General features: G+C 71.1%; 13 protein-coding genes. 1 reads left to right on the forward strand and 12 read right to left on the reverse strand.

The window, feature by feature from the left end; all coding sequences use genetic code 11:
• Positions 1–3: 3 nt before the first annotated feature.
• Together AB0B85_RS19465 and map are read right to left on the reverse strand one after the other, a co-directional pair.
• Entirely contained in the window at positions 4–717 is a 714-nt protein-coding gene (locus tag AB0B85_RS19465) for a VIT1/CCC1 transporter family protein (protein WP_357409103.1), read from the reverse strand.
• Complete coding sequence (gene map / locus AB0B85_RS19470; RefSeq protein WP_357409105.1) at positions 714–1571, reverse strand: type I methionyl aminopeptidase; 858 nt, start codon at positions 1569–1571, stop codon at positions 714–716. Before map ends, AB0B85_RS19465 begins: the two co-directional genes overlap by 4 nt.
• Positions 1572–1666: 95 nt before the next feature.
• Here map and AB0B85_RS19475 point away from each other — a divergent pair, with 95 nt between their 5' ends.
• On the forward strand, positions 1667–1981 hold the full coding sequence (locus AB0B85_RS19475; RefSeq protein WP_357409107.1) for an STAS domain-containing protein: 315 nt from the start codon (positions 1667–1669) through the stop codon (positions 1979–1981).
• 31 nt (positions 1982–2012) lie between these two features.
• Here the strand turns inward: AB0B85_RS19475 and AB0B85_RS19480 are convergent, their stop codons facing one another.
• The 10 genes from AB0B85_RS19480 to AB0B85_RS19525 form a co-directional block, all read right to left on the reverse strand.
• Entirely contained in the window at positions 2013–5672 is a 3660-nt protein-coding gene (locus tag AB0B85_RS19480; RefSeq protein ID WP_357409109.1) for a SpoIIE family protein phosphatase, read from the reverse strand.
• A gap of 193 nt (positions 5673–5865) precedes the next feature.
• Positions 5866–6417, reverse strand: coding sequence for a pyridoxamine 5'-phosphate oxidase family protein (locus tag AB0B85_RS19485; protein ID WP_357409111.1), 552 nt, complete (start codon positions 6415–6417; stop codon positions 5866–5868).
• A gap of 47 nt (positions 6418–6464) precedes the next feature.
• A complete protein-coding gene (locus AB0B85_RS19490; RefSeq protein WP_357409113.1) occupies positions 6465–7148 on the reverse strand; it encodes a gamma-glutamyl-gamma-aminobutyrate hydrolase family protein in 684 nt (227 codons plus the stop codon).
• A 20-nt stretch (positions 7149–7168) separates the two neighbouring features.
• Positions 7169–7936, reverse strand: coding sequence for a 3-oxoacyl-ACP reductase (locus tag AB0B85_RS19495; RefSeq protein ID WP_357409115.1), 768 nt, complete (start codon positions 7934–7936; stop codon positions 7169–7171).
• Between the two features lie 5 nt (positions 7937–7941).
• Positions 7942–9297, reverse strand: coding sequence for an aldehyde dehydrogenase family protein (locus tag AB0B85_RS19500; RefSeq protein WP_357409117.1), 1356 nt, complete (start codon positions 9295–9297; stop codon positions 7942–7944).
• 116 nt (positions 9298–9413) lie between these two features.
• A complete protein-coding gene (locus AB0B85_RS19505; RefSeq protein ID WP_357409119.1) occupies positions 9414–10778 on the reverse strand; it encodes a glutamine synthetase family protein in 1365 nt (454 codons plus the stop codon).
• A 116-nt stretch (positions 10779–10894) separates the two neighbouring features.
• Positions 10895–12481: an amino acid permease gene (locus tag AB0B85_RS19510; RefSeq protein ID WP_357409121.1), complete on the reverse strand. Its 1587-nt coding sequence runs from the start codon at positions 12479–12481 to the stop codon at positions 10895–10897.
• A 379-nt stretch (positions 12482–12860) separates the two neighbouring features.
• Positions 12861–13361 carry a DUF456 domain-containing protein gene (locus AB0B85_RS19515; protein ID WP_357409123.1) on the reverse strand — a complete coding sequence of 167 codons (501 nt, stop codon included), beginning with the start codon at positions 13359–13361 and terminating at the stop codon, positions 12861–12863.
• Between the two features lie 55 nt (positions 13362–13416).
• Complete coding sequence (locus AB0B85_RS19520; RefSeq protein ID WP_357409125.1) at positions 13417–15582, reverse strand: EAL domain-containing protein; 2166 nt, start codon at positions 15580–15582, stop codon at positions 13417–13419.
• A 5-nt stretch (positions 15583–15587) separates the two neighbouring features.
• Positions 15588–16400, reverse strand: coding sequence for an SAM-dependent methyltransferase (locus AB0B85_RS19525; RefSeq protein ID WP_357409127.1), 813 nt, complete (start codon positions 16398–16400; stop codon positions 15588–15590).
• Positions 16401–16426: the final 26 nt, after the last annotated feature.

The following is a 16426-nucleotide window of genomic DNA, read 5'->3' on the forward strand; positions in this document are numbered from 1 at the left end:
GTCTCACACCCCGCCCGGTACGCCGACCAGCATGCCGACCAGGTAGGTGGCGGCGGCGGCCGCCGCGCCCAGCAACAGTTGCCGCAGCCCACTGGTCCACCACGGGCGTTGGGTGAAGCGGGCCACCACCGCTCCGGCGGCGAACAGCCCGAGCCCGCCCACGCCGAGGGCCAGCCACAGGTCGGTGGCGCCGAACAGGTAACTCAGTAGCGGCACCAGCGCGCCCACCGAGAAGAACAGGAACGACGAGATCGCCGCCGCCCACGGGCTGGGCTGGTCGTCAGGGTCGACGCCCAACTCCTCGCGGACGTGCACCCGCAGGGCCTCCTCGGGGTCGCGCCGCACCGCTTCGGCGACCTGGGTCGCCAGGTCCCGGGGAAGACCCCGGGCCACCCAGGCGTCGGCCAACTCCCGGGCCTCCGCCTCGGGGTGCCGTTCCAGTTCCCGTCGCTCCTTGGCCACCTCGGCGGCGACCTGCTCGTTTGCGGAGCGCACGCTCGTGTATTCGCCGAGCCCCATCGAGATCGCGCCGGCCACCAGGCCGGCGGTGCCGGTGAGCACGATGTTGCGCGGGGACACCCCGCCGCCGCCGACACCGGCGATCAGGGCGATGTTGGTGACCAGACCGTCCATCGCACCGAAGACGGCAGGGCGTAGCCACCCGCCGGAGACGTCCGCGTGGTGCGCCTCGCGCAGCGCCGCTGGGGTGTCGGTCACGGCAGGGTCAGGATCTCGTGGCCGTCGTCGGTCACCACGATCGTGTGCTCGAACTGGGCAGTCCACTTCCGGTCCTTCGTGACCACTGTCCACCCGTCGTCCCACATGTCGTACTGGTAGGTGCCCAGGGTGATCATCGGCTCGATGGTGAACGTCATGCCCGGCTCCATGATGTCGGTGGGCCGCGGGCTGTCGTAGTGCGGCACGTAGAGCCCGCTGTGGAACGCCTCACCGATGCCGTGGCCGGTGAAGTCGCGGACCACGCCGTAGCCGAACCGCTTGGCGTACGACTCGATGACCCGGCCCACCACGTTGATCTGGCGGCCCGGGACGACCGCGCGGATGCCGCGCATCATCGCCTCGTGGGTCCGCTCGACAAGCAGCCGGGCCTCCTCACTCACCGCACCGACGCAGAAGGTGGCGTCGGTGTCGCCGTGCACCCCACCGATGTACGCGGTGACGTCGACGTTGATGATGTCGCCGTCCTGCAGGACCGTGGAGTCGGGGATGCCGTGGCAGATGACCTCGTTGAGGCTTGTGCAGCAGGACTTCGGGAAGCCCTTGTAGCCGAGCGTCGACGGGTACGCGCCGTGGTCGCAGAGAAACTCGTGCACCACCCGGTCGATCTCGTCGGTGGTGACGCCGGGCTTGCAGTGCTCACCGGCGAGCTGGGTCGCCTGGGCGGCGAGTCGGCTGGCGACCCGCATCTTCTCGATGGTTTCCGGCGTCTGCACGTGCGAGCCGCGCCACTGGACGGGGCGCTTCTTGCCCACGTACTCCGGTCGGGCGATCTGGGACGGCACCTGACGCATCGGGGAGAGCGTGCCAGGTGTCAGCGGCGGACGGACGGTCATACCGTCAGCCTATCGCCGGGAGCGGTGGTGACCCTCGCCACGGCCGCTCCGGGGAGGTTGTTGCCCCGCAAGTATCGCTGTGCCATCGTGTCTGGGTGGATCAAGGGGGAGCACCACCCGTCTTCACCGCCAGCGCGGAGATCGACGGCAGTCACCTCCAGGTGGTGGTGGCCGGTGAGGTCGACATGGCCACCGCCGACACGATGCTCCAGACCGCGCTGCGCGAGCCCGCCGAGCGGATCACCCTCGACCTGAGCGCCGTCACCTTCTTCGACTCGGCCGCCATCCACGCCCTGGTCCGGCTGGCCCAGCAGTTTTCGGGCGTGCTCACCGTCCTGCCGTCGCGGCAGGTCCGCCGGGTGCTGGAGATTTCCGGCCTGGGCGAGCAGAGCTGGCTGCGGCCCGACTGAGACGCCGACCCGGCCGCCGCCGGGCGCCCGGTCAGCTCCGCAACTCCCGGCGCAGCGTCACCTCGGTGCCCTCGTCGGTACGCCGCACCGACAGCTCACCCAGCGCCCTGATCAACGCCAGGCCACGCCCCCGGAACCCGGAACCTGTCGACTCACGCCACTGCCCGCTGTCGCGCACTGTGGCGGTCACCGTCCGACCCTCGATGGCCACCTCCACGCTTATCACCGCCTCGGCGGGGTGGACCGGATGTTCGATGGCGTTGGCCGCGGCTTCGGAGACCGCCACGGTCAGGTCGAACACGTCCGTCTCGTCGACCGCGTGGGCGACGAGGAAGTCCTCCAGGCGCTTGCGCAGCACGCTGAGCCGGGTCGGGTCCGCCGGCAGCCGCAACGCGAAACGGTTCAGCTCGGCCGCTTGGAGGGCGAGGACCGCCACGTCGTCGCGGCGCGGACGCCCGTCGACCCGCTCGACGACCGCGTCGATCAGGTCGGCGACGTGCTCGCTGGGGGTCGCCGCGTCGACGCACAGCTGGGCCAGCGCGGCATCGATGCCGAGCTGACGGTCCTCGATCAGCCCGTCGGTGTAGAGCACAAGCCGGTCGCCGGACGCCAATTCACCCTCGACCGTCTCGTACCTCGCTCCGGGGATAGCGCCGACCGGTGGGCCGAGCGCAGGGCCGTGCAGGAACGACACCTGACCTCCGCTGATCAGCAGCGGGGACGGATGGCCGGCGCTGGCGTACCGCAGCCGGCCGGTGCGCGGGTTGAACAGCAGACAGACCACGGTCGCGAAGGAGCGGCCCTCGGTGGAGCCGACCAGCCGATTGAGCCGGGTCAACGACTCGCCCGGGTCGTAGCCCTCCAGCAGGTAGGCCCGCAGCGCGTTGCGCAGCTGCCCCATCGCCGCGGCGGCCTGGACGCCCTTGCCGACCACGTCGCCGATGACCAGGACCAGGTTGTCGTCCTCGACGGTCATGGCGTCGTACCAGTCACCGCCGACCTCGACGCCGGTGGTGCCGGGTAGGTACCGGCTGGCCAGCACCGCTCCGGGCAGCTGCGGCAGCGACCGGGGCAGCAGGCTGTGCTGCAACGTGGTCGCGATGCGGTGTTCGGCTTCGTAGAGCTGGGCGTTCTCCAGACGGACCCCGACCAGGCGGGCCAGTTGGGTAAGCGCGGCGTCGTCGGCCGGTGCGCCGTCGCTGGCCGGGCGCCAGACCCGCAACTCGCCGAGCGGCTCGCCGGCGGTGCCGGTCAGCTCGGCCACGAAGGACGGGGCGGTGGCGGTGGCGGCGCCGGTGTCCGCCTCGGACCGGGCCCCGCTTGTGGTGACCACCACCCGCGCGGCTTCGACGAGGCTCAGCGCGTGCCGGGCGGCGACCTGCAACACGTCGGCGGTGGACCGGGCGGTGTTCACTGCCACCGCCGCGTCGGCAAGCGCCCGGAGCCGACGGATGATCTGGTCGCGGACCTGCCCCAGCTCGACGTTGGCCCGGACCCGTGCGATCAACTCCTGGCCGGAGAACGGCTTGGTGAGGTAGTCGTCGGCACCGGCGGAGAGGCCGGCGACGGCCTCCGCGGAGCCGGCCCGGGCGGAGAGCAGCACGATCGGCACATGACGGGTACGCGGATCCGCGCGCAACGCGCTCACCAGCCCGAATCCGTCAAGTCGGGGCATCATCACGTCGCTGAGCACCAGGTCGAAGCCGCCGTCGCGGGCCAGCGGCAGGGCATCCAGCCCGTCGCTCGCGGTGACCACCTCCCAGATCGGGGAGAGCAGTCTGGTGACGTGCTCACGCAGGTCCACGTTGTCGTCGACGACCAGGATCCGGCCGGCCGGAGCGCCTGCCGTGGGCCGATCGTCGAACCCGGGCGTTGGTGCGACACCTGTCCACAGCGCGGTTTCGGCCACGTAGAGCCGGGCCTGCTGGGGCTCGTCCGGCGGTCGCGGGTCGAAGGCCGCGACCCGGTCCACGGGCAGGTGCGCCGTGCCGAACGGAACGCTCACCGTGAAGGTGCTGCCCTCGTCGAGCTGACTGGTCACGCCGACCGTGCCGCCGTGCATCTCGACCAGCTCCCGGACCAGCGCCAGCCCGATCCCGGTGCCCTCGTGGGTGCGGGCGCGCACCCCGGGCACCCGGTGGAACCGCTCGAAGACGTGCGGCAGTTCGTCCGGCAGGATGCCGATGCCGGTGTCGGTCACTGTCAGTTGGGCCACGCCGTCCACGGCCCGGACCCGCACCCGGATCTCGCCGTCGAAGGTGAACTTGACAGCGTTCGACACCAGGTTGAGGACGATCTTCTCCCACATGTCCCGGTCGACGAAGACCGGCGCCGGCAACGGCGGACAGTCCACCACCAGCCGCAACCCGGCCCGTTCGGTCGCCGAGCGGAAGGTGCTGGCCAGTCGTGTCGTGTAGCTGGCGAGGTCGGTGGGCTGATAGCGGGCGGTGAGTCGACCGGATTCCAGTCGGGAGAAGTCCAGCACCGTGTTCACCAGTTTGAGCAGGCGCAGCGCGTTGCGGTGCATCATGGTGAGTCGGTCGGTGTCGGCCGCGGACAGCGCCGGGTCGGCGAGCATGTCCTCGAGCGGGCCGAGCACCAGGGTCAGCGGGGTGCGGAACTCGTGGCTGACGTTGGCGAAGAAGTTGGTCTTCGCCAGATCAAGCGCCGCCAGCTCGGCGGCGCGGGCCCGCTCCTGTTCGTACGCCCGCTGGGTGCCGGCCGCACGGGAGATCTGGGCGGCGACCAGCTCCAGGAAGTCGCGGTAGTCGTCATTGAGCGGAAGCTGGCGGGCCACGCCGACGACAAGCACGCCGACCGTCTGGTTGGTCGCCGTGAGCGGTAGCACGAGGGCCTGGTCGGCGGCGTCGACCGGCGGCCGATCGAGCAGATCAGCCACGTCGACGGTCGCGGGCGCGGTGTCGGCGGCGACCCGGGCCAGCAGCTCGGCGGGATCGCCGAGAGTGGCCGGGCCGGTGCCGGTGGAGCCGGCCAGGGAGAGTCGACCGCTCTCGTCGGCCAGGTAGATAAGGGCGAAGGGCACGTCCGCCTGGTGCCGGCCGAGCACTCCGGCGACGGTCCGACCGAGTTCGGCGGCGCTGCCCGTGTCGGTCAACTCGGCACCCAGTTCGGCGAGTGCCCGCAGTCGGCGCTCGCCGAGGACCCGTCCGGTGGTCTCGTTGACGACGCAGTAGACCCCACTTACCGAGCCGTCCTCGCCCCGGATCGGGTCGTACGAGACGTTGAAGTAGGTCTGCTCGACGAAGCCGTGCCGGTCCAGCAGGAACGGGTGGTCGTCGCCCCGGTAGGAGCGCCCGGTGCGTCGTACGCCGTCGAGCAGTGGGCCGAGCACCGACCAGGTCTCCGACCAGTGTTGGCGGGCCGGTTGGCAGAGCACGTCCGGGTGCTTGCTGCCGATGGTCGGGCGGTAGGCGTCGTTGTAGAAGGCGAGCTGCTCCTCGCCCCAGAACATGACGATCTGCGCGCTGGAGGCCAGCATCATGCCTACCGCATTGGTGAGCGCCAGCGGCCAGCGGCTGGGCTCGCCGAGCGTTGCCGTGGACCAGTCGAAGCGGCTCAGCCGCTCGCCCATCTCGCCCCCGGCCGCGAACGCCGCCGCAAGCATCGGAGGAGCCGCTGGTCCGGGCGCGACGGACTGCCCGATGTCCGCACCCCCCTGGGCCGAGCTCATACAGCCTCCCGCTCCGGCCGGCACCCCGCGACCGTTGATCTTTACCCGCCGTGCCTCGACTTGTACCCCAGCGGGCCAGCAACGTAACGCAATACGACGGTTGGGCGCTGTTCACCCCGACCCGAGCCGTCGGGGACCGGACAGTACGGGTGTGCACCGGCGTCGAACGGCCGTCGCCAGCACGCCCGGCGGGTCAGAAGACGGGCAGCCCGTCGATGCTCGCCGCGTTTTTGGTGGCCCGGTAGACCGCCAGGTCCTCGGCGGTACGACGGGAGTGTGAGGTGAGTAACAGGTCGCGTTCGGCGCGGAATTCCATGAATGGCACCGCGTACCCGCAGGAATCGCTCACCCGTTCCACCTCGACGGTGATCACGGCGCGGACGGCGTGCACGTCCGGCGGCGCGGGAAACTCGGCGAGCCGGGCGGCGAAGTCGTCGTCGGTCACCGCGACGCTGTGGCCCCGGCCCTGCAACCGGACGATCTTCGGCGGCCCGTCGAACGCGCAGAACATCAGCGTGATCCTGCCGTTGTCCCGCAGGTGGGCGATGGTCTCCGCCCCGCTGCCGTGATAGTCGAGGTAGGCCACCCGGTGCGGGCCGAGGACCACGAACGTGCCCCGCATGCCCTTCGGCGAGACGTTGACATGCCCCTCGGCGCCGGACGCCGCGGTGGCCACGAAGAAGAGCGGCTGGTCCGCGATGAAGTCACGTAGCCGACGGTCGATCTCCGGATAGACCTTGCCCATGAGGCGATCCTCCCACCCACCCCACCACCCGTCGGGGGCGATCTGGCTCACAGCCGCTCGGCGGCGGCCCGGACCAACGCCGTGATCGGCCGCGGCTCCTCCTCGTTCTCCGGATGCCACTGCACACCGAGCACGAACGGCAACGCCGGATCCTCGACGGCCTCGATCACGCCGTCCGGCGCCCACCCGGTGACCGCGAGTCGACCGGGATCAGCGACGGCCTGGTGGTGGTACGAGTTGACCCGGTCCACCCCGGCCAGCACGGTCGCGGCCAGGCTTCCCGGCGTGAACTGTGCCGGGTGGGTCCCGTAGACGCCGGGTGCCGGACGGTGCCCCTCGTGACCGACCACGTCGGGCAGGTGCTGGTGCAGGGTGCCGCCGTAGGCCACGGCAAGTAGCTGCATCCCCCGGCACACGCCCAGCACCGGCAGTTCGGCGGCGAGCGCGGCGGCCAGCACCACCAGCTCACCGGCATCCCGGTCCGGTCGGTCCTCGGTGCGCGGGTGGTGCCGCTGGCCGTAACGCCCCGGACCCACGTCCGCGCCACCGGCCAGCAGCAGCCCGTCGAGGACGGCCACCACGTCGGCGTCCACGTCGTCCGGCGGCAGGACCACCGCGCGGCCACCCGCGGCCGTCACCGCCCGCGGGTACGCCGCCGGCACCAGCACTGCCGGTACGCCCCGCCAGACCGCCCAGTCGGCGGGCTCGACGTACGCGCTGATCCCGATCAACGGTCTACGGACCGGCGCGCTCACAGCGGTGTGACGTACGCGCCGGTGATGCCGCCATCCACAACGAACTGCGCGGCGGTCATGAACGACGCGTCGTCGCTGGCCAGGAAGGCCACCGCGGCGGCGATCTCCTCCGGTTGCCCGAACCGGCCCATCGGCACGTGCACGAGCCGGCGGGCGGCCCGTTCCGGATCGGCGGCGAACAGCTCCAACAGCAACGGGGTGGCGACCGGGCCGGGGCAGAGCGCGTTCACCCGGATCCCCTCGCGGGCGAACTGCACACCCAGCTCCCGGGTCATCGCCAGCACGCCGCCCTTGCTCGCGGTGTACGCGATCTGTGACGTCGCCGCGCCCATCAGCGCCACGAACGACGCGGTGTTGATGATCGAGCCCTTGCCCTGCCGGCGCATGTGCGGGATCGCGTACTTGCAGCAGAGGAAGACGCTCGTGGTGTTGACCCGGAGCACCCGCTCCCACGCGTCGAGGCCGGTGTCCAGGATGGAGTCGTCGTCCGGCGGGGAGATGCCGGCGTTGTTGAACGCGATGTCCACCCGGCCGTGCCGGTCGGCCACCCCGTCGAACAGGTCGCGGACCGCCGACTCGTCGGCCACGTCGGTGGCCACGAACTCGCCACCGCACTCCTCGGCGGCCCTCGTGCCAGCCGCTTCGTCGATGTCCACGCAGACCACCCGGGCCCCCTCGGCGGCGAACCGCCGCACGGTGGCCAACCCGATGCCGCTGCCCGCTCCGGTGACCACTGCCACCCGGTCCTGCAACCGACCCTGCACAGGCGTCACTCCTTCGTCGCGATGAACACGTTCTTGACGTCCGTGAACGAGTGCAGTGCGTCCGGGCCCAGCTCACGGCCGAGCCCGGAGCGCTTCATCCCGCCGAACGGGGTCCAGTAGCGCACCGAGGAGTGCGAGTTGACGCTCAGGTTGCCGGACTCGACGGCGCGGGCCATGCGCAGGGCGCGGCCGACGTCCCGGGTCCAGATCGAGCCGGAGAGGCCGTACTCGGTGTCGTTGGCGAGCCGGATGGCGTCGGCCTCGTCGTCGAACGGGAGTACCGAGACCACCGGGCCGAAGATCTCCTCCCGCCAGTGCCTGTCGGCTGGCGAGTCGGCGAGCAGCACAGTGGGCGCGTGCCAGAAGCCGGGGCCGTCCGGGCAGGAGCCGGTGAAGGCGACAGTCGCCCCGGTCAGGTAGCCGGCGACCCGGTCCCGCTGGGCGGCGGAGATCAGCGGACCCATCTCGGCGGTGTCCAGGGCGGGGTCCTCCACCCGCACGGCGCGTACCGCTGGTTCGAGCAGTTCGAGGAAGCTGTCGTACACCTGGCGTTGGACCAGGATCCGCGACCGTGCGCAGCAGTCCTGGCCGGCGTTGTCGAAGACCGCGCCCGGCGCGGTCGCGGCGGCGCGTTCCAGGTCGGCGTCGGCGAAGACGATGTTCGCGCTCTTGCCGCCCAACTCCAGGGTGAGTCGCTTCACCTGCGCCGCGCAGCCGGCCATGATCCGGGTGCCGACCTCGGTGGAGCCGGTGAAGCAGATCTTGCGGACGGCCGGGTGGCTGACGAACCTCTCCCCCACCACCGCGCCCTCGCCCGGTACGACTGTGAACACGTCGTCGGGCAGGCCCGCCTCGCGGGCCAGCTCGGCCAGCCGCAGCGCGGTCAGCGGGGTCAGCTCGGCGGGTTTGAGCACCACAGTGTTGCCGGCGGCGAGGGCCGGGGCGAACTCCCAGGCGGCGATCGGCATCGGGAAGTTCCACGGCACGATCACGCCGACCACACCGAGCGGTTCGTGGAAGGTGACGTCCAGGCCGCCCGGCACCGGGATCTGCCGCCCGGTCAGCCGCTCCGGCGCTCCGGCGTAGTAGTCCAGCACGTCGCGGACGTTGCCGGCCTCCCACCGGGCGTTGCCGATGGTGTGCCCGGAGTTGCGGACCTCAAGCGCGGCCAACTCGTCCAGGTGCGCGTCGACAACAGCGGCGAACCGCCGCAACAACCGCCCCCGATCCCCCGGCGCGACCCTCCGCCACGCCTCGAACGCCCGCCCCGCCCGAGAGATCGCCAAGTCAACCTCGTCAAGAGACGCCCCCGGAACCTCCCGAAACCCAACCCCAGAAGCCGGATCAACAACCAAAGCCACGCCCCCACCGCCCCTCGCCGTCGATCATGGAGTTGTGGTGCCCCACAAAAGCCGCAATCCACCGCACTTCGGTCACCACAAGTCCATGATCGACGCGGGCATCCCCGGGCGGGTCCTTAGAGGCGCTCGAAGCCACGGGTCAACTCCCAGTCCGTCACCGCGGCGTCGAAGGCGGCCAGCTCCACCCTCGCCTGGTTGGCGTAGTGGGCGACCACCTCCGCGCCGAACGCCTCTCGCGCCACACTGGACGCCTCCCAGAGGGCCAGGGCGTCGCGCAGGGTGCTGGGGACCCGCTCGGCCTGCGGGTCGTCGTACGCGTTGCCGGTGCACTCCTCGCCCAACTCCAGCTCCCGCTCGATGCCGTGCAGGGCACCCGCGACAAGCCCGGCGATCGCCAGGTACGGGTTGACGTCCGCGCCGGGCACCCGGTTCTCCACCCGCATGCCCTGCCCGTGCCCGACCACCCGCAGCGCGCAGGTGCGGTTGTCCACGCCCCAGCGCAGCGCCGTCGGGGCGAACGAACCGGGCTGGTAACGCTTGTAGGAGTTGATGTTCGGGGCGAACAGCAGGCTGAACTCCCGCATGGTGGCGAGCAGCCCGGCGAGCACCCGCTGGCCGGTCTGCGACAGGTGCGCCGGCCCGTCGCCGAGCATCGCCGAGTCACCGTTTGTGTCACGCAGCGAGAAGTGGATGTGGCAGGAGTTGCCCTCCCGCTCGTTCGGCTTGGCCATGAAGGTGATCGCCATCCCCTCCTGGGCGGCGATCTCCTTCGCGCCGTTCTTGTAGATGACGTGGTGGTCGGCGCAGGCCACCGCCTCGTCGTACCGGAAGGCGATCTCGTGCTGGCCGAGGTTGCACTCGCCCTTGGCGCTCTCCGGTGTGAGGCCGGCGGCGGCCATCTCGGTGCGGATCCGGCGCAGCAGCGGCTCCACCCGGGCGGTGCCGAGCAGCGAGTAGTCCACGTTGTACTGGTTCGCCGGGGTGAGGTCGCGGTAGCCACGCCGCCAGGCGTCCTCGTACGAGTCGCGGAACAGCACGAACTCCAGCTCGGTGCCGGCGTACGCGGTCAGCCCGTGCCCGGCCAACCGGTCCAGTTGTCGGCGCAGGATCTGTCGGGGCGAGGCGACCACGTCGCCGGAGCCGTCCAGCCAGGTCAGGTCGGCCAGCAGCAACGCGGAGCCCGGCTGCCAGGGCATCCGGCGCAGGGTGGCGAAGTCCGGCACCATCGCGAAGTCGCCGTAGCCGCGTTCCCAGCTCGACATCGCGTACCCGTCGACGGTGTTCATGTCGACGTCCACGGCGAGCAGGTAGTTGCAGCCCTCGCTGCCGTGCTCGACCACCTGGTCCAGGAAGAAGGGCGCGTGGAACCGTTTGCCCTGCAACCGGCCCTGCATGTCGACAAGGGCGAGCACCACCGTGTCGATCTCGCCCTCGGCGACGGCTACCCGCAGTTGTTCAAGCGTGAACGGAGCTTTCCTCATGCGCGGGCCTCCATCACCAAGGTCTACTGGCAAACCGGATCACCGTCAATGCCCCGGGCGCGGTGGGCGGCAAACCCGGCGGGACGGCAGCAACAACACGCCCCGCCGGGTCCGGGTCAGGCCGGGCCGTCGACCGGCGCCGGGTCGACCGCCGGCACCGGTTCCTCGACGGTACGCACCGGACCGGTGAACCAGGTGCGGGCCGAGGCGTACCACCAGACGGCGACGACAAGCAGCACCCCGCCGACGGCGAGTGGCGCGTAGTTCACCGCCGACCAGGTGAACCCGTCGTTGCCGGGCACCCCGGCGGGCACGATCGGCAGCACGAAGTAGACGGCGATGATGGCGATCTCGATCACCGCGATCCAGCCGAGCAGCTTGTACCTGCGCCCCAGCGTCCACGGGCCGGGCACGAACCTCTCGCCCATCCGCAGCCGCAACGCGATGGGGATGAGGAAGGACAGATACAGCCCGAGGACCGCGACCGAGACCACCGCGTAGAAGGCGATCGGAATGCCGGCCGCGCTTTCGTAGAGCGCCGGCAGGGTCAGCACCAGGCCGGCCAGTGTGGCGCCGATGATCGCGTTGACCGGGGTGCCGTTGCGGTCGACCGTCGACCAGAGCCGCCACCCCGGCACCGCCCGGTCCCGGCTGAACGCGTACGCCATCCGGCTCATCGACGTCACGCAGCTCATCCCGCAGAAGAACTGCCCGATTGTGGAGATGATGATGACGATCTTGAAGAAGACCGGCGTCAGCGCGGACTCGAAGATGGCACCGGAGAAGCCGCCCGCCGCGTTCACCGCCTCGACGTCGGTGGCCGCGAAGAGGAACGCCAGCAGCAGGATCCAGCCGCCCACCGCCGAATAGAAGATCGACTGCCACAGCCCCCGCGCGGCGGCCTGCGACGCACCCCGGGTCTCCTCGGACACGTGCGCGCAGGCGTCGAAGCCGGTGATCGTGTACTGGGTCAGCAGGAAACCGAGCGGCAGCACGTAGAACCAGAACGTCAGCCCGCCGATGTCCCCGTCGCCGAAGCCGGAGTTGTTGAAGCGCTCGGTGAACACGAACTGGAAACTCTGGTGGTTGTCGGGCACCAGGACCAGGATGGCGACCACCACTGCCGCGCCGGCCACGTGCCACCAGACCGAGACGTTCTGGAGTACGTCGATGATCCGGTGTCCGAAGATGTTGATCAGGCCGTGCAGGATCAGGATGACCACGAAGAGCACGAACGCCTGCCGGAGCGTCCCGGCCCAGCCGTCGAAGAGCGCCGACAGGGTGAGGTTGAGAAACGTCGCGCAGCCGTAGTCGACCGAGGCGGTGACCGCCACCAGACCGATCAGGTTCAACCAGCCGGTGAACCAGCCGTGCACCGGGCGACCCATTGTCGCCGCCCACCAGTAGATCCCGCCCGCGGTCGGGTACGCCGACACCAGCTCGGCCATGCAGAAGCCGATGATCAGGATGAACAGCGAGATCAGCGGCCAGCCCCAGGAGATGGCGACCGGCCCGCCGTTGTTCCACGCCTGGCCGAAGGTCGTGAAGCAGCCGGCCAGGATCGAGATGATCGAGAACGAGATGGCGAAGTTGGAGAAGCCACTCCACTTGCGGCGCAGCTCCTGTTTGTAGCCGAGTTCGGCGAGCCGTCGGGCGTCGTCGTCCATCGGTTGCTCGGCGGTTGGCACAGGTGTCGTTGCCACTGCACACCTCCCTGAGGTGGTTCCGCGTGCGAGTGCGCAAAGTGTCGTCCCGGCCGATCAAGGCGGTCAATACACGCGCGGCGGGAATGTCGCCGCCGGCGGCTAATTGTGTTGCCCCGGCGGCCACCCCGCCCGCATCCTTGAGCCCGTGACCAGGCCCGATCGCAGGGCTTACCCCCGGGCGCTCGGACCGCCCGGACCGCGGCGGCGCGGGGCACAACCTCTCTCTCCGTGCGGCGCTCCGCCGTGCCCGGCAGGTGCCCCGCGCCCCCGACCCGTCACGACGAGCCCGGCCGCCCGGCGGGCAACTCGACGAGCATTCCCGACCGGGCCGTGCCGCCTGCGTACCGCCCGAACTCGTCCGACCGAGGGTCGCGGGTCAGGTCAGCAGCAGGCCGGCCAGCCACAGCGCGGCAATGACCAGACCTGCGGTGAACTCGACGAGCATCGACAGCCCGGCTGCCTTGATCGCCTGGACGGTGGACGGCCAGGCGAGCTGGTTGCTGCCGAGCCGCAGTCGCTCCGCCGCCCACACCCCGCCGACGAAGCCGAGCACCAGCCCCACGACCGGCACCACGAAGAACCCGACGATGCCGAGCACCCCACCGGCGAGCAGGGTGGACGTCGGCACACCTGTGCGTTTCAGGTTCCGGCCGGGCCACGCGTACTTGATCACGGTGCCGCCCGCCGCGACCACCGTGGCGGCGGCGAACACGGCCCAGCCACCCACGCCCGCGGCGCCGAAGACCGCCCAGAGCAGCACACCACCCCAGCACAGCGGCAGCGCCGGCAGGCCGGGCACCACCACGCCGGCCAACCCGGCCAGGATGGCCAGCCCGGCCACCACCGTCACCACGGTCTGCGAGTCCGTCAGACTCACCTCGCCACCTTCCATCGCCGCCAGCGGTGCTTACCGAACCGTCGCGCTCCCCCGCTCACGCTGTCGCCCCGCCGCGGAGCCGAGCGGTGATCGCGTCGGCCGGGGCCGGGGCGCCGAAGTACCGGCCCTGCCCGGTGTCGCAGCGCAGCGCCCGCAGCCGCTCCGCCTGCACCCCGGTCTCCACCGCCTCGGCGGTGACCCACAGCTCCAGGGCGTGCGCCAGCCGGACCAACGCGTCGACGATCCGCTCGTCGCGGTGGTCGGCCGCCACGTCGGCCCCGTCGGCCCGGATGCCCTCGACGAACGGGCCGGCCAGCTTCAGGCAGTGCACCGGCAGCCGCCGCAGGTACGCGAGGTTCGAGTAACCGGTGCCGAAGTCGTCGACGGCCAACCGGACGCCGAGCGCGGCCAGTCGGTGCAGGCTGCGTAGCGGCTCATCGGCGCTGCCCATCACCGCGCTCTCGGTCAGCTCCAGCTGAAGCAACTCGGCGGGCAGCCCGCTGGTGTGCAGCGCGTCGGCCACGGTGTCCACGATCGCCGGGTCGTCGGCCTGGCGCGCGGCGAGGTTGACACTCACCACCAACCTGGCGTCCGGGAAGTCCCGCCACCACCGCTCGGCGTCATGACAGGCCTGCCGCAACACCCACTCGCCGAGTCGGACGATCAGGCCGGTCTCCTCGGCCAGGTCGATGAACCGGTCCGGCCCGATCAGGCCCAACTCCGGGTGCTCCCAGCGGACCAGCGCCTCCACCGCGAGCATCCGACCCTCCAACAGGGACACGATCGGCTGGTAGTGCAGCACGAACTCACCCTGGTCGAGTGCGGCCGGCAGGCCGGCGATCAGCGCCGACCGGGCGATGTCCCGGGCGCCGCGCTCCGGGTCGTAGACCGCCCACCGGCCCCGACCCGCCGCCTTGGCCCAGTAGAGCGTGGTGTCGGCGGCCTTCATCAGCTCCGATGCGGTGGTCTCCGTGGCCGGGCACTGCACGATCCCCACACTTGCCGACACGGCGAACTGGTGGTCACCGACGTGCACCGGGACCGCGACGGCGGCCAGCGCGGCCTCCGCGACGGCCACCGCGTCGTCGATGTCGTCGCCGCCGTCGACCAGGATCACGAACTCGTCGCCACCCATCCGGGCGACCAGGTGGCCGTGGTCGGCCACGCACGCGGTCAGCCGGTGCCCGATCGTCACGAGCAGTTGGTCACCGAGGTCGTGGCCGAGGCTGTCGTTTATCGCCTTGAAGCCGTCCAGGTCCAGGAAGCACACCCCGACCCGCCGGCCGCCCGCCGCGTCACCGAGCACCCGACCCAGCGTCTCGAAGAACAACGTCCGGTTGGGCAGCCCGGTCAACGGATCGTGCAGCGCCTGGAAACGCAACCGCTGCTGGAGCTCGTGCCGCTGGGTGATGTCCTCGATCATCGCCACGGTGAACCGGGGTCGACCGTCACCGTGCCGGATCAGTGAGACGGCCAGGTCCGTCCAGACCACCGAGCCGTCCTTGCGGTGGTAGCGCTTCTCCACCCGGGCCGCGTCGTGTTTGCCCTCGATCAGCTCCTGGTACAGCTCCCACATCCCGGCGGCGTCGTCGGGGTGGGACAACGCCGACACGTTCGTCCCCCGCAACTCGGCGATCGAGTAGCCGAGCATGTCGGCGAACGCGTGGTTGACGTCGATGATCAGGCCGTCGATGCCGGCGATGCCGATCCCGATCGCCGCGCCGGTGAAGACCGCCCGGAACCGGGCCTCGCTGTCGCGCAGCGCCTGCTCGACCTCGTCCCGCGCCTGCCAGGCCGACCTGGCGATCCGCTCCTGCTGGCTGAAGGTACGGTCGCGCAGCGCACCGGCGTACCCGGCGGCGAGTCCGCCCTGCACCGCCGCGATCCGATCGGCCAGGTCCGCCGGCCGGTCGACGGCGCTCAGCACCCGGCGCGGGAAGTCCACCCCGAGGGCGTGCAGCGTCCAGCTCAGCGCCTCCGGCTCGGCGAGGTGCGCCTGCACCAACTCCCGCCCGACCTCGGTGGCGGGGAGGGCACTGAACGGCTCGGCCCGCACCGCCTGGGCCAGCCGGATCGTGTGCGCCAGCAGCAGCCGCTCGGTCTCGGCCGCGCTCAGTGGCACGAACCCGAGGCGGCGTACCGCGCGGGCCCAGTCGGCTGCGAACCCCTTGACGTCGGCCCGGCCGGCGTCGACCCCGGCGGAGTCCCCGACGGCGGCCACGTCGGTCAGCCGGCGGGCTGGTCGTACCGGGCGACGCCGCCGAAGGCGCCGAACCGCTCCGGGTGATCGTCCACGTCGGACGGCGAGTCGGGACGCCAGAGTGGCATGTGCACCACACCCGGTTCGAGCACCGTCCAGTCGCCGAAGAAGCCGGTGACCTGTGCCCGGGAACGCAGGGTGATCTCGGTGGCCGTACGCGCCGAGAGCCGCTGGGCGTCGAGCATCTCCTGCGGCTGGTCCTCGAAGGTGCTGTGCGAGACGACCAGGAAACTGCCCGGCGCCGCGACGGCCCGCAGGGTGGCCAGGATCTCCTCGGGCCGGTCGCCGTCCGGGACGAAGTGCACCACCCCGGCCAGCAGGATGCCCACCGGCCGGCTGAAGTCGATCAGCCCGAGTTGCCGGGTCTCGGCGAGGATCCGCTCCGGCTCGCGCAGGTCGGCGTGGATGACGCCGGTCAGCTCGTTGCCGGCGAGCAACTCCCGGCTGTGCGCGACGGCCACCGGGTCGATGTCGACATACACCACCCGGGCCTTCGGGTTGACCGCCTGGGCCACCTCGTGCACGTTGCCGACGGTGGGAATTCCGGAGCCGATGTCGAGGAACTGGTCGATGCCGGCGTCGAGCAGCACCCGCACGGCCCGCCGCAGGAACTCCCGGCCGGAACGCATGGTGGCGGCGAGATTCGGGGTCATGCTGGCGATCTGCTCGGCCAACTGCCTGTCGATCTCGAAGTTGTGCGCCCCGCCCAGGAAGTAGTCGTACACCCGGGCCGCGCTGGGCCTGGTCAGATCGATCTCGGTAGGCAGTCCATCCGGCATCAGCGTGCTCCCCAGTTCATCGCCGC

This window comes from Micromonospora sp. NPDC049044 (assembly GCF_040649215.1).
Taxonomy (GTDB): Bacteria; Actinomycetota; Actinomycetes; order Mycobacteriales; family Micromonosporaceae; genus Micromonospora.